Origin of the sequence: Leptospira kobayashii (genome assembly GCF_003114835.2) — a bacterium.
GTDB lineage: Bacteria > Spirochaetota > Leptospiria > Leptospirales > Leptospiraceae > Leptospira_A > Leptospira_A kobayashii.
Genome location: NZ_AP025028.1, coordinates 1,552,552 through 1,575,161 on the forward strand (window position 1 = coordinate 1,552,552; position 22,610 = coordinate 1,575,161).

The following is a 22,610-nucleotide window of genomic DNA, read 5'->3' on the forward strand; positions in this document are numbered from 1 at the left end:
CTATGGCACAAGACCCATCATTTGACATCGTTTCCAAAGTAGAAAGACCTGAATTACAAAATGCGATATCTCAGGCTATGACCGATATTTCCACCAGATTTGATTTTAAAGGTTCCAACTCTGAAATCAAATTACAGGACGAACATATTGTACTTACCTCCGAAAATGAAATCAAATTAAAGCAGGTCATCGACGTATTGACCACCAAGATGGCGAAGAGGGGAATCAGTCTTCGCGCATTTGATTTCGAATCCAAAGTGGAACCTGCAACCGGACAGACTGTCCGCCAAAAAGTAAAGATCCAAAACGGATTGGACAAAGAACAAACCAAACAGATTACAAATTTGATCAAGGATTCGAAACTAAAAGTCCAAGTCACCATTCAGGGAGATTCCGTTCGAGTGGTTGGCAAAAAAAAGGACGACTTGCAAGCAGTGATGCAAGCCGTTCGAAATGCGGATTTTAAGTTTGATGCGAATTTCCAAAACTTTAAAGGCTAAGTTAGATATCTAACCCGGTGACCCGGGTTTTAGGAAATCCGGTTTTATGCGTCTTATTGCAAATGGATGATCTTTCGGAAATAATGGCTCCAGATATGATAGGAAAGTCCTATCGAAAAACAAGCGATTGCAGGGAGCCAAATCATTATGATTCCGTATTCCAGAAAAAAATAAGCCCCGAAGAAACTCCCGAATAGAAATCCCACAATCTGGAAAAAATTCATATAAATTCTCCAGGCTTCCACTTCCACACCCCTCGCCTTGTTTCCCAAATAACTTCCGAAGTCCGTCATAATTCCTGTTAGGTGTGTTGTGCGGATGATGCTTCCTCTGTAAGTCATTACGATCGCATTTTGAAGTCCGCAGGCGAAAGAAAACATATAGGCCCCGATTTCAATTTCATTGATATATAAAAAGGCTCCGAAGACCAAAATAAAGGATTCGATGATGAGAAGCACGCCGTAGCTGTTTTGCTTTCTGAATTTGACGGAACCTATGAATGCACCCGAAGCAAAGGCTCCCAATAAAAAAGTGGATATCAGAAGTGCAAGATGGTAGGAAAATATTCCTTTGGAAAGTTCGATTGCCAAGGAACTGGCACTTCCCGTTACGTGAGCCACGGAAGATCCGTGGATTCCTAAAATGGCGATCGAATTGATTAACCCGGCGGTTGTAACCAAAAGGATCGCATTCCCTATAAAAATATATGTGTCTCTAATTGATGTGTTTTTTGTTTTTTCCAAATGTTCGTCCTTAGTTTTTTTTAGACTTTCCCGGTCGGGTAAATGGCTTTTTTTCCCGGCTATGTCTCGAAACATCCGATAGTTTGGATATGGACAACAAAGAGAAAGCCATACCCAAATGGAATGCCATCCGTCAGGATTTTACGCCTTATATCCTGGTTTTTCTTGGTGTTTTTTTACTTTTATCCCTTTTTTCTTTTACGGAAACGGAGGATGGAACCGGTGCCAACTGGTTCGGTAGAATCGGTTATTATGTTTCCTTCACACTATTTTATCTGCTGGGAAAATCGGCATTTTTACTCGCAGGATTTTCTCTTGTTCTTGGAGTGATTTCATTTAAAAACCCCGAGTTTGACCGTTTGGGAAAGGCGCTTTTTTTCCCTTTATTCATCATAGGTTCCTCCGTTGCTTTGAACGTTATGGAAACACCTCTCGGTCAGTTAGGTGATGGTGGTGGAATCTTCGGTCAGTTTTTTTCCTGGGTTTTGAATTATCTCTTCGGAGAAACAGGACGCATCATAGTCGTCTTCTTTTTGTTTTTATATTCCGCAGTGATCTGGTTGGAAGATTCCACTTGGAATTTCACATTGGGTAAATTGCAGTCTTTCGCACATGTAATGTACAGAGGATTCGGTGGAACCCGTGATCTAAGTCATTTTAAACTTCCCGATTTTTTAAACCAAACGATTGTATCTAAGACTTTCCCAGCCAAACCTATTTTCGGAGAGGATACTCATTCCAAGAAATGGTTCGAAAGAAAATTGGAATCGGAAATAGATCCGGTTTCCCGAAAACAAGAATCGACGATTTGGGAAGACGAAGAACCTGTGGAATTTTCTTTTCCCAAAGAAACAACTAAACTCGAATCCCCAAAGGTGGTTTATAAAAATACTTCCTTGTATGAAGGTTTTTTTGAAGAGTCGGGAGATAGTTTCCGATTTCATAAAACATCTGTTAGCTTGCAAAAGAAACTACGTACGGAGAATTTCGCTCCCGATCTATTTAAAATCAAAGTCAGCGATTTTAGGGGTTTGGCAGTTCCTGAAGTTATAGAAGAAGTCGTTTCTATTCCTTTGGAACCGGTTTCGCAAAAGCCGGAAACAAATTTTGTTTCCGATATACTTGAGTCCAAGTTTCCCGAATTAAATCCAGGTTCTTCCTTGCACAAACCGATTTCCAAATTCAGTTTTGATGATATTGATCTTTATCCAAACCGCCAAACAAAAGAAACTATTTTGGAATCGGATGATTCGGAAGAAGACATTGAGACTGTGGTGAACGAAGTAGAGGACGAAGTTCTGTCTCTACCGATTAGTCCCGAGGAAGAGGAAGAATGGGAAGAAGAGTTTCCAACGGTAGAATCCGAACTAGATGACTCTCCCGAATATGATGAGGTAGATGCGTCCGAATTGGAAACCGATGAAGAATCCGAAGAAGAGGATGAAATTCCTTCCAATGTTTATGCTTTGGAAAAACCCAAGTCAAAGATTAAGAAGGAAGAGAAAAAAGAATTCGCAATGGGTTCCATGGTTCCTTTGATCAAATTGAAGAAGGGATCTTATTATATTTCTCCTAAGCTTCTTGCCGATCATAAACAACCTCCGTCTTTTACCGCAAAATTCGATTCGGAGTTGGAAACTGTAGGTCGTAAAATCGAAGAGATCATAGGTTATTACGGAATCGAATCCAAAGTGATTGCACGTGAGCGAGGTCCGATCATTACCCGTTATGAGCTTACCATTCCTCACGGAATCAAACTCAGTCGGATCACTTCCCTCTCCGATGAATTGAAACTTCATTTGGCGGTAAAAAATATCCGTATCGTAGCGCCTATCCCCGGTAAGTCGTCGATAGGAATTGAAGTTCCCAATATCCATAGGGAAGATGTGTTTTTGTCCGAGATTTTAAAAGAGTCCATCCTTCAAAACAAAACCAAGGATCTTACCATTGCCATAGGTAAGGATATTTCCGGTAAAACCGTAATTATAGATCTTGCGAAACTTCCTCACTTGCTTGTTGCGGGAACAACAGGTTCGGGTAAATCGGTGAGTTTGAACTCGATGATTACAAGTTTGATTTGTACCCGTTCTCCGGAAGAAGTTCGTTTTATCATGATCGATCCTAAGATGGTGGAGATGACCCTTTATGAGGACATCCCTCATCTATTAATGCCTGTTATTACAGATCCCAAAAAGGCGACCAAGGCCTTGTCTTGGGCGATCCAGGAAATGGAATCCCGTTACCAAATGGTATCTCAATTGAAGAGTAGGGATTTCAAAAGTTATAACGACAAGGTGGAAGAATTCGCCCATAAAAAAGGTTATCAAAAATTTCCTTATATAGTGATCTTCATCGATGAGCTTGCGGATTTGATGATGGTTTCCGGGAAAGACCTGGAAGACCAGATCACCCGGATTTCCCAAAAATCTAGAGCTGTGGGAATTCACTTGGTCATGGCTACCCAAAGACCGTCCGTGGATGTGATCACAGGTCTTATCAAAGCCAATTGCCCTGCCAGAGTGGCATTCCATGTGGCACAAAAAACGGATTCCCGGACTATTTTGGATACGAACGGTGCCGAATCCCTTCTCGGAAAAGGGGACTTTCTCTATCGTTCTCCTACTTCCTCCGACCTAACCCGAATCCAGGCGCCTTACATTGAAGAGAAGGAAATCGAAGCGATCGTGGAAGAGGCCAAAAAACAAGGCGCTCCGGCTTATGTAGAAATGAACTGGGATGAGGAAGGAAGTACGGAATCCGGCTCGGAAGAGGATGAAGAGCTCTTTGATGAGGCTTGGAATATCGTGGTTTCCGAGAAAAAAGCGAGTGCCAGTTACCTCCAGAGAAGGATGAGGATCGGCTATAATAAAGCGGCGAGACTCATGGAACTTATGGAAATGCGCGGCTATGTTTCGCCGCAAATCGGCTCGAAACCCAGAGAAATCCTTCGTTCAGCGTAAATCATCGACAAGTGAGGCTTTCTTGAAAAACTGGGAAACTATGAAAGTTCGTATTGGCCTTGTCTTTGTGTGTTTACTCGTTTGGTTTCCTATTTTTCCCCAAACCGGGCCTGCGCATAATTGGCATTCCCCTTCGGAAGTAGTCAAAAAAATCAAAAAGAAATTCTCCGAAATCAATTCCTATTCCGCTGATTTCCAAATCAAGAGCGTGGAGAATAAAAAAGAAAAAACCATGCGGGGAAAGTCTCTTTATAAGAGACCGGGAAAGATTCGTTACAATTTCAACGAACCGGAAGGGGACGAAATCGTATCGGACGGCAAAACTCTTTATATTTTCATCAAGAGGTTAGGTGCCGTCGGCAAACAGGACTTAAGTTTGGATAAGAAAAATTCCTCCGGAGCGCTTTTTACTACGAACAGTGCCGACGGATTGTCACGTTTGTTTCGCAAATATCATTATAAATTCGACGCGATCGAACAACCCAGAATCGTTTTTGAAAAAGACCCTACCAAATACTTTGTTTTGGAATTGGACCAAAGAGAAAAGATCGGCGGGTTTGAAAAAATGAAGTTGTTTGTAGACTCGGAATCCTATCTGATCAAAAGAGCGATTGCAACGGACGGACGCGGCAAAGAGACTACAATTGCATTTTCTAATATTAATTTTGAAGAAGAGATTCAGGATGGAGTGTTTAATTTTCACATGAGTGGGAATGCAAAGATAGTAAACAATCCATTGGTTTCTGAGAACTAATCCCTGTTAAGAGGAAAAACGTTTTGAATACGAAAAGAGTAGGCCAAATCATAAAAGAAGCCAGAGAGGAAAAAAAACTCTCTGTAAAAGATGTAGCTAAAGATACGAATATCGCAGCGAAGTACATCATTGCCTTGGAAACGGAAGATTATTCCCAGTTTCCAGCGGAAACGTTCGCACTTGGATTTTTAAAGAATTACGCCAGTTATTTGAAATTGGACACTGCGATGTTACTCAATTTGTACCGCGGCGAACAAATAGAAGAATCGCAAGCACCTTTGGAAGAACTTACCCGGCCTACGACTTCCAGCTTCACTTTGGATCGCAACAAACTCATCACGATCGTTTCCGTTGCCTTGTTTGTTATATCGGCTTATATCATCTACTTGAGTTTTCAAGAATCGGGCTCCTCCATCGCCGATGAAGAGACAACAACTTCATCCTCCGAATCCACCCCCGTATCTTCCGCCGAGATTCCTTCCGGAATCAATTTTGTTTCTCAAAGTGTTCCCGAAAATGCAAGTGTCCCTTTCATCCTAACAGAAGATAGGGGAGTGTCTTTCAGCGTGAACAACCAACAATGTAAGATGTTCATTAAGGGAGTTCAAGGCGGAAAGGCCATCATAGGATTCAATATTTTCCCTGAAAAGAACGTATATAGTTTTCAATCCGCCGAAGGAGAAGAGACTGTTCTTTCCTATAAAATAGCGGAACTTTCCGCTCTTCGCCGTGATATCAGAGTTGTGACTCAAGCAGTGACCGAAAAATCAGCGAAAGTACTCGTGACTCTCAAAGAAGAAAGAGAAGGAGTCGCCTCCAAACCGGTAGGAGATGTTCCCATTCAGGTTACATTGTTTTTCTCTAAACCTAGTTATGTGGAATTCGTAATCGACGGTCAAATGGGAGAAAGAGGACTTGTTTCTGCGGGTGAGGTCAAACATTTGGAAGCAAGAGACCGCCTGGAAATGAAAGTTGGTGACGGTGGTGCGGTAGAAATGGTTCAAAACGGAAAAGAAAGATCCGTTCTGGGCAAGCCTGGCAAACTCGTGAAAAAGATATTCATACGCAAACAAAATCCTTATGATTCTACCCAGTCCATCATTGGGGAGTTAGGCGAATAAAATGCCGAAGACCAAGGAAAAGGAAGACACACTCCCTAAGTCGTTTTATATTACGACTCTGGGGTGTCCCAAAAATACAGTCGATTCCATGAGCATGCACCAGTCTCTTTTAAAAGAGGGACTGCTTCCTGCAAATGATCCTGAAGCGAGTGATTTTCACCTGATCAATACTTGTACTTTTATCCAAGACGCAACCAAGGAAACGATCCAAACGATACTTGATTCCATTGATTTGAAAAAAAAAAATAATCAAAAACTGGTAGTAGTAGGGTGTTTTGCCGAACGTGCGGGCAAAGAAATCTCGGATGATCTTCCGGAAGTAGATCTTCATTTCGGAACAGGGAAATACGATCAAGCCGGAGATATTTTAAAAAAGACATTCCCTCTCGATTTCAAAGAAATCAAGGAATTCAACGAAGACATTTTGGAAAGACTCACTCTTTCCAATTCCATTGAAAATTATTCCAAACCTTATTCTTATGTAAAAATTTCCGACGGATGCAACCGTGGTTGCCATTTTTGCATCATTCCGAATTTAAGGGGAAAGTTCAGGGATTCTTCCGAGGAATCAGTGTTAAGCGATACTCGCCGTGCAATCGCTGCCGGTGCAAAAGAAATCGCACTTGTTTCGCAGGATACCGTGTTCTACGGAAAAGACACTGATAAATTGCTCGGGTTGATTGAGTCCGTTTCCGAAGTGGAAGGGCTTCAGATTTTAAGATTATTATACCTTTATCCTGACAAAAAAACGGAAAGGCTTTTGGATCTTTACGGCAAAATCGACAAGATCGCTCCTTACCTGGAATCTCCTCTCCAGCACGTATCCAAATCCGTTCTGAAATCAATGAACCGAACCGGAGAGTATTCCTATTTCAAATCTTTGTTTGAAAAAGCAAGATCGGTAAAGCCGGGGCTTGAGATCCGCACTTCTTTTATCTTGGGTTTCCCGGGTGAAACTATGGCGGATGTGGATGAGATCATTCGATTCATCCAAGATGTAAAACCGGAAAAGGTAAATCTATTTCCTTACTCTCCTCAGGAAGGAACCAAAGGTTTTGATTTGGAAGGTAAGCTCAAAGACAAAGAGATTTCCAAACGTGTGAATTTGGTGAGAGACGCTTATCTGGAAGTTTTAAAAGACACACACCAATCCAGGATCGGCAAAATATATCCTGCCATCGTGGATGAAGTCACGGAAGAGGGAGCAACTGTTAGGAGATTTCAGGACGCACCTGAGATTGATGAAGTTGTTTTTGTGGAAGATCGTAATTTACAAGTCGGCCAGATCGGAAAAGTGCGAGTGGAATCCTTTTTCGAATTGGATATGGCAGGTTCTTGGGTAGCTTAATGGAAGATTGGAAAACAATAGCAAATATCCCTAATTTACTTACCGTACTTAGAGTTCTCGCGCTTCCTTTTTTTATTTTTGCGCTCTTTCAAAAGGAAATCAATTATCAGATTTTCGCTTTTGTACTGTTTGCATTGGCATCTATCACGGATTTGGTGGATGGATACTTAGCGCGTAAATGGAATCAACAAACAGAGTTTGGAAAATTTTTAGATCCGCTTGCCGATAAGTTTTTGGTAATCGGTTGTTTCATTACGTTTTTATTCATTCATGAGCCGATTGAAGTTTGGATGGTGGTACTCATCATCGGTCGTGATATGTTGATTACTTTTTTACGCTATATTGCTGTGCGTTCAGGAACTTCTTTACGAACCACGATGATGGGAAAAGTAAAAACAGCATTTCAAATGGGTGCGATTTTGATCATACTTGTGATCTTTATGCTGATTTCGGGCAAAAGAAGAGCGATGATCAACGATATGTATTCCCTAGGCAGAACCGCCGGACTGAGTACGTTTGAAATCGCTTGCGCCAATGCGCATGGATTTGTGGATTTAGTCAGTTCGGAAAAGGAAAAAGAAAGTTCGGAAGTTTTCACATCCATTGCTTCTTTCGTTCCTTATTTCGGAATGTTATTCACTACGATCATCACAGTGATTTCCGGGCTTCGTTATATTTTTACCAATTACAAGCTGCTTGGTTTTTCCAATTTGAGAAGGATTTTTTATGACAGAATTAAATCTTAGGGAAATTTTAAACAAAGCCATCTCAAAAGCCCATTTAACAAAAGAAGAATCAAAATTCTTTTTGAATGAAGTAATGAATGGAAAGGTTTCCGAGATCTTACTCGCTTCCTTTCTCACCGCGTTGAAACAAAAAGGGGAAACCTTGGAAGAGTTAGTCGGCTTTGTTTCCGCAATGCGGGAAAATGCGGAAAAACCTACATCCCGGTTTGATTTTGATTTTATAGATACTTGCGGAACAGGGGGGGACGGAAGAGGTTCTTTCAATATCTCCACTCTTTCCGCTTTTACTTTGGCGGCTTTGGGTGCCAAAGTCGCAAAACATGGAAACAGATCAGTGTCTTCACTTTCCGGTTCTTCCGATATTTTACAATCCGTAGGATACGATTTTGAAAGACCGAAAGAGGATCTGGAAGCCGAATTTACCCGGACAGGGTTTGTGTTTTTATTTGCCCCGGCTTGGCATCCGTCCATGAAGTATGCAGGTCCCGTTCGAAAAGAATTGGGCTTTCGCACTTTTTTCAATCTGATCGGACCTCTTTCCAATCCTTTTCGACCTGCATTTCAAGTGGTCGGGGTCTATGAAAAAGCCTTACTTTCGACTGTTTCCGGGATTCTGAAGGAACTGGGGAGCAAACGATCCATTGTCTGCCACTCTGAGGATGGTTTGGATGAATTTTCCATTTTCGCCCCGACCGATTACAGCTACTTTGACGGAAAAACTACGCAGAGTTTGCGTTTTGACCCAAAATCCCTTCCTTTGAAAAAACAGATTGAACCTAAGGATGTCTTTGCAAATTCTAAAGAAGAATCTTTTCGACTTTTTTCGGAGGTTCTATCGGGAAAAGAAACTTCCGGTACCGATATGGTGGCTTTGAATGCGGGAGCAGGGCTTTTTGTTTTGGGCAGAGTGGAAAGCATAGAAGAAGGTTTCGGACTCGCTAAACAGTCGATTTTAGAGAAAAAAGTTCTCAAATTCACTCAGGAAACATTGAATTTAACCTTAGCTGTTTCATCCTTGGACAAATAGATAATTATGTATACAATCCAATTACTCGCATCCTCATTTTTCTTCTTCGCGCAAGACGCAGGAGCAGATAGCACAAAGTCTTCCTTTCAAACACTTCTGATCATTCCGATCATGTTAGTTGCCATGTATTTTCTGGTGATCCTTCCCAATAAAAAGGAAGATAAAAAAAGAAAAGAAATGATCGCAAATTTGCAAAAAGGCGACACAGTAGTGACTAATAGCGGACTCCACGGAAAGATTGTAGAGTTCAAAGACAATAATGAAACAGTTGTTATTAACATCAGTGCCAATACAAACGTTACATTCGAAACCTCAGCAATTCAAAAAAAGAAATAGATAATGAAAAACTCCTCTGTCACAATCTTGCTAACATTTGCTATCTCTTGGCAGATTATGGCACAGGATTCTCTTGATTTTTTAGATAAGGTGAACGATAAGCCCAAGTCGACTGCTACCGTAAAACAAAAAGAAGAAGCTGCAACAACAACCGTTACCAAAAAGGTTACGGATAAAGCTGTTGCTACTACTTCCACCAAGAAGAAAAGATCTAAGAAGAAAAAAGCGGCATCACTTGCTGCGGAAACAAATTCCAATTTGAATCCCAACCCGGTTCAAACCAATCCCAATCAAACTGCTGTTATTCCCGTAAATCCTGAACCGAAAAATCTATCCGAGCCTGTCTTGAAAGTAGAGGAAGAGGTTTCCGTTTCAGGACTTTGGATTGACCCGAAGATTTATGTGGAGCCGGACGGACTTCCCGGTTTTGGCGGGGATGCTACTTTAGTTCGTTCTCAAAATCCAGATGACAAATCGCTTGGAAATTCCGTATCGACAGTTGCAAGCAAACCTTTGTTCAGTTTCTCCGAATTTTTTGATAAATACAAAAAAGCAATGTTGATTCTTGGTTTTATCATACTATTTGCATTCTATCGATTGCGAATGGCAAGACCTAGCTCAAGTTCCAACAACCGCCCGTATAGAAGATAATTTTACTTTAGGAGCATATCGTTTGCGATCGTTTAGTTTACTATTAATCCCGGCTTTAATTATAGCTGTTTCTTTTACCATTCTGTATCCGAATTTTGCAGATAGAACACTCAATCTCTCTGTACAACCCGACGTTTATAATTTGGATGAAGAAACCAAACAAAAAGTCGTTTCCGGATTCTTCGAAAGATGGGAAAAAGATTATAATGCAAACGGAAAATGGTTCATAGAGCCAAACGCCGGTTTACCTCCCAAAGAAACCCCTATTTACAAAGTAAAAGGAAGATTCATTACTTCCGCAAAGATCAATCAAATCTCTCAAGAAAATCAAAAATTGATTTTAGAGTCTAAGAACAAATTGGAACCTACTTTGATCGAAGAATTGATTCGAGGAGGAAAGTCCCTTTCCATAAAACTCGGGTTAGACTTACAGGGTGGTATGCGAGTTGTTTTGAAAGGCGACTTCGAGGATTATAGTGCAAAACTCCGTGATATTTACGCAAAAGAAATTTCCGAATTAAAAGCCACGATCGCTGATGTTGCCAAACCGGCAGAAGATAAGAAAAAAGCTACTTCCCGATTGGAAGAAATAGAATCCAATTTCGAACTCTCTCCTATGCGCAAGTTAGTTGAATTGGAAAAAGCGAAGATGATCATTGACAATCGTCTTACCAGCCAAAACCTAACCGAACCTCAGGTTCGGATTCAAAAAGAGCAGGATGCGATAGAAGTTTCTCTTCCCGGTGTTACCAACTCCGCAGCCATACTTGAAATATTGCAAAATACCGAGACTGTAGAATACAGAATCGAAGAACCGAATCCTTTTGTTTTCCGATCGAAAATCGAAGAAAGCGAAAGAAGATTTATGGACTTGAACCAAAGGGAAGAAACCGATATTTTCAAATTCCAAGAGATTGTGAAAAACAAATTGGGTAAAAAAGCCCAGGACGCGTTTTTGGAATCCTTGGAGAAAAAATACGGCATCCCTCCCGAATATAAAATTTTCGCATACTGGGCCCGCGGGTCCGCTGCCAAGTCGGCACTCTTACCCAGAAGTTTTTCCGTATTGGAAAGAAAGATCGCACTTTCCGGAAACGATATGACAAACGCACAACCTGCGTTCAATTCCAATAGTTACGGTTGGATGGTTAGTTTTACTCTTACTCCGAACGGTGCGGAAAAGTTTTTCGAGCTGACATCTGAAAATCGCGGACGGAATTTAGCGATTGTTTGGGGAGATAAGGTTGTATCCAATCCTGTTATCAATGATCCGATTGCGGGGGGACGCGCCGAAATCTCCGGATCTTTCACACAAGAAGAAGCGATTCGTCTTGCCAATGTGATTTCGGAAGGAGCATTGCCGATTCCACTTTCAGTTCTTGAGATGAGATTCATCGGACCGACCCTCGGGATTGAATCGATCGAAGTGGGAATTCGTGCGGTCATCATCGGTTTTATCTTGGTGATGTTGTATATGATCATCTACTATCGATTAGGTGGACTCGTTGCCGATTTATCCCTACTTGCAAACGTGATCATCCTCGCTGCTCTTCTTTCTTTAATGGATTTTACGCTTACCTTACCTGGTTTTGCCGGATTAATTCTGACGATGGGTATGGCGGTTGATGCGAACGTTCTTATTTACGAAAGGATTAGAGAAGAAATCGAATCAGGGAGTGCATTACCGATCGCAGTTACTGCCGGTTTTCAGAACGCCTTCTGGACCATTATGGATGCGAACATTACTACGCTAATTGCAGGTATTCTGATGATTCGTTTGGGCAATGGTCCTATCAAAGGTTTTGCTATTACATTATGTTGGGGAATTATAACTACATTGTTTACTTCATTGTTTTTATCCAGATTGTTTGTTGAGCTTTTGGTGAATCGAATAGGAGTTCGCCATTTAAATCTAAGACCTTTCTTTTTTGGAAAGAAGGCGGTATCAAATGTTTAAGTTTGATTTTATCAAATACAAAGCGATTTCGATTTCTTTATCTACAATCCTGATCATTGCAGGATTTGCAGTCACCTTTGGAAAGTACGGCGGGTTTGCACATTCCCTTGATTTTGACGGAGGACTTCGTTCCGTGATCGAACTTCCCGTAGGGAAAGGTCGTCCGGATTTGGAATCGTTTTTTAAAAAGTCCGAGATTGAAGCAGTGATCATCCTTTTGGAAAAAGATAAAAATATCTATCAAATGGATATCGGTCTCGGTTCTACTCCTCAAATAGACCAGTTGTACAATCAGATCCCTGTGAATGAAAGAGAAGCGAAAACTTCTTCAATCGATAAGTTCGTAACTATTTTACAGAGAGAATTCCAAGTTCCTAAGGAGAAAATTTTATCCGCTGACCAAGTGGGAGCGGTAGTGGGAAGTGAATTGACTTCCACAGGGATTACGCTTTTGGGAACCACTCTTTTGATCATTTTGTTATACTTAAGCTATAGGTCTCAGTTCAAGTTTGCATTGGCTTCGGCACTTGCACTCATTCATGACATACTATTTACTTTGGCTATGATCGGATTTTTCCAAATGAAACCGAGTGTTCCAATGATTGCCGCATTACTTACGTTACTTGGTTATTCCATCAATGATAAGATCGTAGTGTTTGATCGTATCAGGGAAAATTCTCATGGAAAAGACAATTTGGCGCTTTCGAATGTAATCAATGTTTCCATAGGACAAACTTTGGGAAGAACGATCAATACATCCTTAACAACACTGATTTCCGTCGTTGCTATCATTATCGGCGGTGCGGTCGAATTGTATGATTTTGCTTTTATCCTGATTTTCGGAGTGATTGTCGGAACTTATTCTTCGATTTTTATTGCTGCGCCGATTTCGGAAATCTATGACCAGTTTAGAAGGAAACGAAAGTTAGCGTAAACGTGGGTGTTTTCGGAACTTCCCCCCTCAGACAAAAAAAGAATTTTAAATGAATTAAGAAGACTTTCCTTTTTATCAATGGGATTGTCTTCTCCCAATCCTCCGGTTGCGGCCTTGATCTTAGATGATGCGGGTCGCATTCTTGCTTCAGGACACACTCAAATTTCCGGTGGTTTTCATGCGGAAAGAGCCGCTTATGCAAATTGGGAAGAAACTCTTTCGCGGGAATCCGTAGAACAAAAGAAAATACCCCACTCACTCATTGTTAGTTTGGAACCTTGCACTCACTTTGGAAAAACTCCACCTTGCAGAGATTTGGTTTTAGAAGAGAAGCCTAAGGAACTGGTAATCGGATTTAAAGATCCGAATCCTCTCGTTGCTTCGGGAGATTGGAATCAGTACAAAGAACAAGGAATTGTAACTAAGCTCGCTCCTGAAGTTGCAAAATATTCTTTCCCCTATCTGTTCGGTTTTTTTACCAGAATGAAAAAGGAAAAACCCTGGGTTTGGATCAAATCGGCAGTCACAAAACAAGGGTTTTATGCTTCCGATGCCAAGGAAAGAGTCCAAATTACGAACGAAGCTTCGGATTATTATTTGCAAATGCTTCGAGGAAAATTCGATGCAATTGTGGTCGGGCCGAAAACAGTCAGCGTTGATGAACCATCGCTTAGTTTTCGTTTAACGGAAAATTCTTTTCAAAAAAGAGGGAATGTTACGAAACATTTTACTTCGGATCAGGAAAAATTCTTTTTTTCTCCGGGTAAGGAGTTTTTGGAAAGTTTGTTAACGGAAACAAACGAAAAAGATAGATTCGCTTTTCATCTGGATAGGATTCGATCTTTTCAACCTTACCGTATATTCGTATTAGGTGAAAATCAGCTTTTATCCGAATCGTTTATTAAAAAACAATCGGATCTAAATTCTAAACTGGGGAAAAAGGGTTGTATCTTTTATCGGATTCTTACGAAAAATTCCAAGAAACAGGATTTCAAAACAAAAGAGGATTTCTTGCTTTCGAACCTTTCCGATTTTCCAATCGACAGTTTCTATCCTGATGAAGGCGAATTGTTCCTTCGTTCTCTTGCTGAAAGAGAAATCGGTACAGCTATCTTTGAAGTCGGATCTTTTTTATATGAATTTGTAAAGGATCATCTGGAAGAAGAGGATTGTATTTTGACGATTGAGGGAAATCAGAACGTTTCCATTTCTCATGGAAAAAAGTTTTCAGGATTATCCGATGGAGAACTTGTTTCGGGGTTCCAAGTGGGAGAAGACCTCTGGAATTTGCGCTCTTTGTCCAAACCAGTTTAGATAAGTTCCGTTGTATCAGCTGCGTAAATGGCAAAAAGGCGAACTTTTATTCTTTTTTTTCTAGTCATTTCGAAAAGGATTTGTGAGAAAAAGGGAGATATGGTAAAGGAAAGCCATTGGGTGGCGGGTGGTTAACCCCACCCAGTGTCTATAGGGCGGGGATGGTATAGAAAAAACCAATCCCCCGCACATCCCTTGACGAATTTCCTCACCTCTTTAATTTGGAAGTAAGATGTTTACTGGAATCATTGAAACCAAAGGTAAAATACTCAAAGCAAGTCCAGTTGATTCGGGGATTGAATTTCAAATTCAAACGGAGTGGGACAAACCTGATCTTTCCATCGGCGACTCCGTTGCCATCAACGGCGCTTGCATGACTGTTACGGATTTTCAAGAGAAAGGAAATATTTTTTCTTTTTATACTTCTTATAAATCTTTGGAACTCACCAACTTGTCTGAGTTAAACGCCGGTGGTTCCGTAAACCTGGAAAGAGCGATGTCCGCAGGACAAAGATTTGGCGGTCATATGGTCCAAGGCCATGTGGACGGGGTAGGGAAGATCCATAGCCGGAAGACAATCGAGTCCGATTCTGTTGAGGAGTTTTGGGTGGAATGCCCGGAACCCTTAATCAAATATTTGGTAAAAAAAGGAAGTATCACCGTAGAGGGAGTGAGCCTTACGATTGTCGAAGTGGAAAACAGGTTGTTTCAGTTGATTTTAATTCCCGAAACACTTCGCAAAACAAACGCTATATCCTGGGAAGTTGGAAAAATCGTAAACTTGGAAGTGGATGTTCTGGCAAAGTATATTGAGAATTTTATGGAATTAAGATTTTCTAAGTAGGTCGTTTATGTCCGCGTCATCATCACCTTGTCCGTATTTAGTTTGAAAATCTCCTAAACTTAAAATCTCAAAAAACATATCTAACTTTGCTAATTTAAATACATTCTGAATCATCGGTTTCATTCCGATTAGGATGAGCTTGCCTTTTTTGTTTTTCAGATTGTTGAGACTCTTGATTAGAGAACCTATACCGGAAGAATCAATATAATCAAGTCGACTCATCTCGATTGCAACTATACCCGGATTCGACTCGGTCACCTTGGAAAAAATGGATTCAAATTCCTCGGTGGACTCGATATCAAATTTTCCTGAAATCTCTATCGTTTTCACCTTACCGGATGTGTTTAACTTGAGCTCCATTGGCCCTCCTCAATTTGACAATCTTATGCTAAAACTGACATAAAAATCAATGAATTTCTTCCAGTTTCTACTTTTAATCGGAGGGCTTGGGTAAGTCTTAGTAAATAGAGGGCAAAAATATGATTCGGCCTATTGAAGAAGCAATCGAAGAAATCCGCCAAGGAAAAATGATCATCCTAGTCGATTCGGAAGATCGGGAAAACGAAGGGGACCTGGTCGTTGCTTCTGAATTTGCAACCAAAGAACAAATCAATTTTATGGCAACCTACGGTCGTGGGCTAATTTGCGTGCCGATGGAAGCGGAAAGATTGCGTCGTCTGGGCCTGGGAAAGATGGTCGATGACCACACTCTGGGAGACAAACACGGAACTGCATTTACAGTATCAGTGGACGCAAAGCACGGAACTACCACAGGGATTTCCGCAGGTGATCGTGCCAAAACCGTAGAAGTTTTGTTAGACGAAAAAACGGAATCTTCCGATCTTGTCCGCCCGGGACATCTATTTCCCTTGCAAGCAGTCTCCGGAGGAGTTCTCAGAAGAGCAGGACATACCGAAGCCGCTGTTGATCTATCCAAATTGGCAGGTCTTTATCCAAGCGGGGTAATCTGCGAGATCATGAATGATGACGGAACCATGGCCCGTCTTCCCGATTTGGAAAAATTTGCAGCCACTCATAAACTGAATATCTACACAATCGAGGATCTGATTCGATATCGCCGCAACCAGGAAAAGCTGATTAGAATGGAAGTTGAGGCAAATCTTCCGACGGAATACGGGGAATTTAAGATCCGTGCCTATTCCACGGAAATTGACGATAAAATTCACGTGGCACTCATCAAGGGAGATATCGATTCCGAAGCTCCCGTGCTTGTAAGAGTACATAGCGAGTGTTTGACGGGAGATATTTTTTCCTCTCAAAGGTGTGATTGCGGACCTCAATTGCATAGCGCCCTTAGAATGATTGAAAAAGAAGGAAAAGGCATTTTGCTTTATATGCGTCAAGAAGGGCGAGGAATCGGAATCATTAATAAGCTGAAAGCATACTCCTTGCAAGAAGGTGGTCTGGATACAGTCGAGGCAAACGCGCAACTTGGGTTTGCTCCCGATTTACGTGATTATGGAATCGGTGCTCAGATTTTACGGGATATCGGAGTGCAAAAAATGCGGCTCATTACGAATAACCCTCGTAAGATCGTGGGATTGGAAGGATATAGTTTGCAAGTAGTGGAAAGGATTCCGATTGAAATCGTTCCTGAAGCAAATAACGCGCATTATCTGGCAACAAAGAAGTTGAAGCTGGGACATCTTCTCAATCTTCACGGCTGAATTTTAAGGGGCGAGCCTGTCTTTTTGCCAGCCTTCTTCGGTTAAGGTAAATTGAATTCGATCGTGCAAACGCCCCTTTCTACCTTGCCAGAACTCGATCCTATGGGGGGTAAGTCCGTAACCTCCCCATTCCTCCGGTTTAGGAACATCCTTACCTTCCAGTTCCTTTTCAAAACGTTCCAATTCTTTTTCCAGATAATTCCGGTCGGGAACTACGGAGCTCTGTTTGGAAACGATGGCACCTAATTGCGAGACTCTTGGGCGTTTTGAAAAATAATCGATTGATTCTTCTTTGCTAACCTTCGTTATACTGCCTTCGATTCGAACTTGCCGTTCCAGGCTCCCCCAAAAAAAAGTAAGTGCTGCTTTGGGATTGTCTTCCAGTTCTTTCCCTTTGCGCGACTCGTAATTGGTAAAAAATAGAAATTTGTTTTCCGAAATTCCTTTCAAAAGCACGATTCTTCCGGAAGGTTGACCGTCTTTACTTACAGTGGAAAGATGCATAATATTCGGTTCTTCCACATTTTCTTCTTCCGCAATGGAAAACCATTTTTGAAAAAATAAAATCGGATCGTTTCCCGTTTCTTCTTCACTTAAGGTGAATTTTTCATAGGATTTACGCATATCTTCCATGTGTTCATTCTGTTTCATCGATTGTAATTCCTTCTATTCCTAAATGAATAAATAATATCTTGGATAAATATGTAAAGAAGAGTCCTATCGAAAAATAAACTCCCATCGGGATCGCTTTGCCGCGAAGTGATTCTCCTTTTTTGCGGGAAAGCAAAGTAACGATCGTAGCTATCAAATAAGATGAGTTTAAAAACATCATCCACCAAGGATGGCCGGATAAAAATGCAAATACGGGAGCGAATAACACATCTCCGAATCCGATGCCCTTTCGGTAAACCAGATAGAGAGCGAGATAAAATCCTGCAAATCCCAGAAACACATATAAATCGGTGAGTGCCGGCCATTCTTCCAATAGAAAATAATTACAAACAAGACCGAACGCCAGAATAAAAACAAGATTTTCATAATCTAACGAGAAGTAGTTGGCATCCGTGTAGAGGCTGATCATCAAATGGCCCAATAAAAAAGGAAAAAACACTGCAAATCCCAGAGATCCTGTCATTTGAAAGAAGGTGACTACAACGATTCCGAAAAACAATTCGGATACAGGATAAGTCCAGGAAAGTTTCGAATGACAGGACTTGCATTTTCCCTTTGTTAAAAAGAAACCTAAAACAGGAATGAGATGGAGTGGAGAAACTGGAGTTTTGCAATGAGGACAATGACTAGGAATGGTAAAAAGTTTTTTTAATCTCTCTAGTTTCGTTCCTTGTTTTCTTTCTTTGCCGTAAAAAAAAAGTAAAACTCTCTCGGCAGTGGTGATGTAAAAACTACCGAGAGCCGCACCATACACAAACTGAAGGATCGTAAAAACAATGTTCGTTTGGAGATCCATTATTTACGGATTATTTCGCAAGTTCTTTTGAAAGTTCTTGTAAAGCAGTCATTCCTCGTTTTAAATTGTTCCATTCCGTAGCAAAAGAAAGGCGGACATGATCTTTGTTTTCACAAAAGATAAAACCGGGTACAAGAATCAGTTTTTTTGAAGTGATTGCTAGTCTTGTAAATTCCTCATCTTGGATCGGCACTTTTAGAAAATAATAAAAAGCCCCTCCCGATTTTTCCAAAGGATAAAAATCCTTCAGACTTTCGTATACAAAATCTCTCTTTTCCTTATAGTCTTGGATATAGGAACTCATATCTGTTTTTAATGCTTCTATCCCCGCCCATTGTGTGACGGAAGGAGCACATACCACAGTGTATTGTTGTAATGTAGTCAATGCTTTGATCACTTCCTCGGGTGCTAGAATCGTAGCAAGTCTGAGCCCTGTCATATTATATGTTTTCGAAAATCCGGTCAGAGTGATCGTTTTATCATAATCTTTTCCGATCGAATAAAACTTTTTATCATAATCGAATAACTCGTAAATTTCATCCGAGATAAGATATGCCCCGGTTTCTTCGGCAAGATTTGCAAGTGCCGTCAGTTGTTCTTTGGACAAAACTTTTCCGGTAGGGTTGGAAGGGTTGGAAAAAATGATCAGTTTTATCTTTTTCTTTCGAAACGCGTCCAAGTCGCTTGCAGAAAAGGATTCGTTTACTGTCAGTAATTTGGCTCCGTAAAATTTCAGCATGGAAGGATACATTAGAAAGTAAGGGGAGATCACCAAACATTCGTCGTCCGGATTTACCAATGCGTTGAAAAGCAAAAATAAAGCCGAGGAAATTCCGGAAGTTACCAATATTCGATCGGGAGTGGCGTAATTGATTCCGTTTTCCGAGAGGAATTTTCGGGCCATCGCTTCTTTTAATTCGGGAATTCCACCCGTGAGGGTATATGCAGTTTTGCCATCCCGGGCGGCCTCGGCCATTGCATCAATAATGTTAGGTGGACAAGGGAAATGAGGTTGTCCGATGGATAAGTTGATTGGGTTTTCTATGGTTCGAGCCAGCTCAAAGGCTTTCCTAATGGGAGAAGAGTCGATTCCATACATTCTAGATGCAAATTCCATACTATTTAAGTGAAAAATTAGGTGCCTTTCGGTCAATAGAATTTGGTTTACAGGGAGTTAAAACATCGAAATCGTGAAGCATATATGGAATTTGTTTCGATCGCATCCGTCAAAGTTCCCGTTTTACCAAATAAAACTTCGTTTCCCGTTTTTCCTTCTAGTTTAGTAGAAACAGATTCGGTTCAGTCAACCTTACAAAAGATCCTATATCCCATGTTGGAAGGGATTCCCGTCCTTCTTGTGGGGGACGCAGGGGTAGGAAAAAACGCTCTTATCTATTATATCAATTCTAGGCGCAACCAGCCGACTTTGCGTTTTAGTTTCAATGAAGATACTCTTCCAGAAGATTTGATCGGTTCTTACCGCATCCTCTTGGATGGGAAAGGATTTACCTGGTCGAACGGACCTTTGACCAATGCTTTGGATTCCGGACTCAGCTTTGTTGCAGACGAGATGAATCTTTGCGCTCCCAATATCATCAAACGGTTTTCTTCCGTTTATGAATCCAATTATCTGGATTTGCTCGAAGGAAGCGGAGAAAGGATCAAATCCAAAACCGGATTTTGGTTTATAGGTACTCAGAACCCCAGCGAAGGATTTGAAGGAAGAAAACCTCTTCCTTTCGATATCACCAAACACTTCGCAGTCGTTTATGTAGACCCTTATTCTCCCGACGAGATGTTTTATATTTTGAAAAAACTCTATCCTGCCCTCGGAGAAGAAGTTCTGCAAAAAATCATCCGGGTTACGATCGAATCGGAAAATAGAATCAAACGGGGTGATATAGGAAAAGGAGATTTGGAAAAATACCATTTCAACCTTAGAACTTTGCAAAAATATTGTAACCGGATCATGGCTTTCGGAAAAGAGGATAGGACGGTTGCCTTGAGAGAGGCACTTTATCTATTCCAGGAACCTTTCCGAAAAGAAGAAGATCGTAGTTTGCAAACGGAACTCATTGAATCCGAGTTTGGCGGGAAAATCAAATCCCGTTCTACCAAAGGATATGTTCAGAACGGAACTATCTTCTGGAACGATAAGGAAATCAAAACCTGGGAAGAGAAAAAAACCATTTCGATTCTTTCCAAGTATCCGACTCCGGAACCTATCCTTGGGTTTTTGGATCAGGTATTAACAGCCATCCAATGCAAAGAAAATATTTTAATAGAGTTCCGAGAAGATCAGGATCCTCAGGAATTTTTACCTTTGTTTACTGAACTTACCGGGATCGATATAGAATCGGTCATGTTGTCCAAAGGGATGCATACTTCCGATGTAGTGGGAGCACTCAAACCGACGAGAGACGGAAAGATAGAATCCGTGGATTGGGTGGACGGACCGCTCACTCGTGCAATCCGAAACGGAAAGATTATACTGATTTCCGGTCTTGAATCGGCCGGAGCGGAACTTGTGGAAAAGATGAATATGTTAACGGACGATGCCCGTTCTTTGACTCTTCCTCCCGAGTCGGGGGAATCCATTCCGATCCAATTGAAAGAAACTTCCATTGTATTCGGGCTTAAAACCTATCGTCATTCCAAGTCGGTTTCCACGATTTCCCGAGCATTCAGGAATCGCTTTACGCCTGTTATCTTTCCGGAATTGGAAGACGCAAAAGTATTGGAAGAGTTATTGAGTTTTTATCTGCCGGAAGGTGTATTGCCGAGAGCTCTGGCCGGTTTTCATACTAAGGCAAAGGAACTAGCGGAAAAACGTACGATCGGTTCGGCCAATTTACAGCCGTATCGATTTGGAATTTCCAATTTGCTCAAGTGGAAAAACCATATCTATCGCTATAATGAAAAAGACGTAAGGTCGGTTGCCTACCGGGGGGGAACGATCGCCTATACCAATCAAATCTCCGATCCTAAGGAGAGAAAGGAATTGGAGAGACTACTCGATGGTTATCTTTCCGGTGTGGAAGTCGTATCAGAACTCTTCGATGAAATCGAAGAGAAAAAAAAAACTTTTACAGTCGAATCGAATCTAGATAAAAAAAAATGGTGGGATCCTGAGCTTCATGAAAGGGATCCGCTAACCGGCGAAGCAAAAAAACTCAATTCAGGAAATGAACTGAAACGGGGAATTGAAATCAATACCCCGGAAACAGGCGGCCAGATCAAAGAAGGTGCCGATGCTTGGTATGGTTCCGAGACTCAAGGCAATAATGGACAAGGTGAACCTGCAGGCGGTGGAGGAGGTTGGGGATACCGCACGGAAGAACTCTACAAACAATTCTTAAAGAAAAGAAGATTACTTTGGGATTATTCCATGATCATGAGTCTGGACGAATTCAAAAAAGTATTCGGTAAGGAATTGGAAGAGGTGGAGCTCAACTTAGAACAGTTGTTTGATCCTGAAATTGACATCCATCGTATGTATCGCAACGAAGGTTCGAGAGTGGATGCCCGCAAATATATTTCTTACAAAAGCGGTAGAGGAGATACGAAAATCTTCGATAAGACCACGATTGAAAAGAATGATGAAAAACTAAAAGGTGTGGAAGTTACCTTTCTCGTATCGAAGTGCAGAAGGATTTTCAATTTCGAGTATTCCGTAGCTATGCTTTCCGCACTGCTTGTCAGCTTACACATATTAAACGAACATGATATTGCAACGAGCGTGAATACATTCTGTGATATCAAAAATTCCAAAACTACAATCGATATTTTCAATTCCAAAACTGCGGAAGAAGATTATACTCCCGAGAAAGAACAGGAATTGTTCAATAGTTTCTGTAAAAATTGGCACGGAGATTCCATCCCGGAATACCAACTTCTTTCCAATTGCGAGAGGTTCTTTTCGCCGGATGCTCAGACCAGAATCGTTGTGATTTTGTCCGATTTTCGCGGGCAAAGGGCAAAAATGGACATTTTGGATGAAATCGGATCTTTTGAGACCAGAAAACTGAAAGAAGCTGTACTAAAAAACCAGGAAAAAAATTATGTATTTTTAGGGGTAGGACTTGGTCCCAGATACATTGCTGAACATGTATTTTCTGACTCATTGCAAATAACGGGAGATAATTTTTTCTCCATGGCCAATTTGATTGGGGCTGAAATTGCCAGACTCATCCAAATCCATCATTCTCTAAGAACCTAA

At 41.2% G+C, this 22,610-nt stretch carries 20 protein-coding genes; 15 read left to right on the forward strand and 5 right to left on the reverse strand.

The genetic code is table 11. The features are described from left to right. Positions 1-2 precede the first annotated feature (2 nt). Positions 3-500, forward strand: coding sequence for a YajQ family cyclic di-GMP-binding protein (locus DI077_RS06760; RefSeq protein WP_109018840.1), 498 nt, complete (start codon positions 3-5; stop codon positions 498-500). 53 nt (positions 501-553) lie between these two features. Here DI077_RS06760 and DI077_RS06765 read toward each other — a convergent pair whose 3' ends face one another. Beyond that, complete coding sequence (locus DI077_RS06765) at positions 554-1,243, reverse strand: YoaK family protein (RefSeq protein ID WP_167837083.1); 690 nt, start codon at positions 1,241-1,243, stop codon at positions 554-556. Positions 1,244-1,332: 89 nt separating this feature from the next. Here DI077_RS06765 and DI077_RS06770 point away from each other — a divergent pair, with 89 nt between their 5' ends. From DI077_RS06770 to DI077_RS06825, 12 genes are all read left to right on the forward strand, one after another. Continuing rightward, positions 1,333-4,203 (forward strand): FtsK/SpoIIIE family DNA translocase, encoded by a 2,871-nt coding sequence (locus tag DI077_RS06770; RefSeq protein ID WP_109018842.1) that lies wholly within the window; start codon positions 1,333-1,335, stop codon positions 4,201-4,203. A 40-nt stretch (positions 4,204-4,243) separates the two neighbouring features. Then, entirely contained in the window at positions 4,244-4,957 is a 714-nt protein-coding gene (locus DI077_RS06775; RefSeq protein ID WP_109018843.1) for a LolA family protein, read from the forward strand. A gap of 23 nt (positions 4,958-4,980) precedes the next feature. After that, complete coding sequence (locus DI077_RS06780; RefSeq protein WP_109018844.1) at positions 4,981-6,078, forward strand: helix-turn-helix domain-containing protein; 1,098 nt, start codon at positions 4,981-4,983, stop codon at positions 6,076-6,078. A gap of 1 nt (position 6,079) precedes the next feature. After that, on the forward strand, positions 6,080-7,426 hold the full coding sequence (locus tag DI077_RS06785) for a MiaB/RimO family radical SAM methylthiotransferase (protein WP_109018845.1): 1,347 nt from the start codon (positions 6,080-6,082) through the stop codon (positions 7,424-7,426). Beyond that, on the forward strand, positions 7,426-8,172 hold the full coding sequence (gene pgsA / locus DI077_RS06790; protein WP_109018846.1) for a CDP-diacylglycerol--glycerol-3-phosphate 3-phosphatidyltransferase: 747 nt from the start codon (positions 7,426-7,428) through the stop codon (positions 8,170-8,172). Before DI077_RS06785 ends, pgsA begins: the two co-directional genes overlap by 1 nt. After that, complete coding sequence (trpD, locus tag DI077_RS06795) at positions 8,153-9,199, forward strand: anthranilate phosphoribosyltransferase (RefSeq protein ID WP_109018847.1); 1,047 nt, start codon at positions 8,153-8,155, stop codon at positions 9,197-9,199. Before pgsA ends, trpD begins: the two co-directional genes overlap by 20 nt. Before the next feature lie 6 nt (positions 9,200-9,205). After that, positions 9,206-9,535 (forward strand): preprotein translocase subunit YajC, encoded by a 330-nt coding sequence (gene yajC / locus DI077_RS06800; RefSeq protein ID WP_109018848.1) that lies wholly within the window; start codon positions 9,206-9,208, stop codon positions 9,533-9,535. 3 nt (positions 9,536-9,538) lie between these two features. Continuing rightward, on the forward strand, positions 9,539-10,186 hold the full coding sequence (locus tag DI077_RS06805) for an SRP-less Sec system protein (RefSeq protein ID WP_109018849.1): 648 nt from the start codon (positions 9,539-9,541) through the stop codon (positions 10,184-10,186). Between the two features lie 22 nt (positions 10,187-10,208). Beyond that, complete coding sequence (secD, locus tag DI077_RS06810) at positions 10,209-12,143, forward strand: protein translocase subunit SecD (protein WP_109018850.1); 1,935 nt, start codon at positions 10,209-10,211, stop codon at positions 12,141-12,143. Then, a complete protein-coding gene (secF, locus tag DI077_RS06815) occupies positions 12,136-13,077 on the forward strand; it encodes a protein translocase subunit SecF (RefSeq protein ID WP_109018851.1) in 942 nt (313 codons plus the stop codon). Before secD ends, secF begins: the two co-directional genes overlap by 8 nt. Positions 13,078-13,083: 6 nt before the next feature. After that, positions 13,084-14,391 (forward strand): bifunctional diaminohydroxyphosphoribosylaminopyrimidine deaminase/5-amino-6-(5-phosphoribosylamino)uracil reductase RibD, encoded by a 1,308-nt coding sequence (locus DI077_RS06820; protein WP_109018852.1) that lies wholly within the window; start codon positions 13,084-13,086, stop codon positions 14,389-14,391. A gap of 232 nt (positions 14,392-14,623) precedes the next feature. Next, positions 14,624-15,235 (forward strand): riboflavin synthase, encoded by a 612-nt coding sequence (locus DI077_RS06825; RefSeq protein WP_109018853.1) that lies wholly within the window; start codon positions 14,624-14,626, stop codon positions 15,233-15,235. Here DI077_RS06825 and DI077_RS06830 read toward each other — a convergent pair. Further along, entirely contained in the window at positions 15,218-15,595 is a 378-nt protein-coding gene (locus DI077_RS06830; RefSeq protein ID WP_109018854.1) for an STAS domain-containing protein, read from the reverse strand. The genes DI077_RS06825 and DI077_RS06830 overlap by 18 nt on opposite strands. A 119-nt stretch (positions 15,596-15,714) precedes the next feature. Here DI077_RS06830 and DI077_RS06835 point away from each other — a divergent pair, with 119 nt between their 5' ends. Beyond that, on the forward strand, positions 15,715-16,923 hold the full coding sequence (locus DI077_RS06835) for a bifunctional 3,4-dihydroxy-2-butanone-4-phosphate synthase/GTP cyclohydrolase II (RefSeq protein ID WP_109018855.1): 1,209 nt from the start codon (positions 15,715-15,717) through the stop codon (positions 16,921-16,923). A 3-nt stretch (positions 16,924-16,926) separates the two neighbouring features. Here the strand turns inward: DI077_RS06835 and pdxH are convergent, their stop codons facing one another. From pdxH to DI077_RS06850, 3 genes are read right to left on the reverse strand one after another with little or no spacing between them, the layout of a single operon-like run. Further along, complete coding sequence (gene pdxH, locus DI077_RS06840; RefSeq protein WP_423241767.1) at positions 16,927-17,574, reverse strand: pyridoxamine 5'-phosphate oxidase; 648 nt, start codon at positions 17,572-17,574, stop codon at positions 16,927-16,929. Continuing rightward, entirely contained in the window at positions 17,561-18,391 is an 831-nt protein-coding gene (locus DI077_RS06845; protein ID WP_109018856.1) for a prepilin peptidase, read from the reverse strand. Before DI077_RS06845 ends, pdxH begins: the two co-directional genes overlap by 14 nt. Positions 18,392-18,401: 10 nt before the next feature. Then, positions 18,402-19,508, reverse strand: coding sequence for a pyridoxal phosphate-dependent aminotransferase (locus DI077_RS06850; protein ID WP_423241768.1), 1,107 nt, complete (start codon positions 19,506-19,508; stop codon positions 18,402-18,404). Positions 19,509-19,592: 84 nt separating this feature from the next. Here DI077_RS06850 and DI077_RS06855 point away from each other — a divergent pair, with 84 nt between their 5' ends. Next, on the forward strand, positions 19,593-22,610 hold the full coding sequence (locus tag DI077_RS06855) for an AAA family ATPase (RefSeq protein ID WP_109018858.1): 3,018 nt from the start codon (positions 19,593-19,595) through the stop codon (positions 22,608-22,610).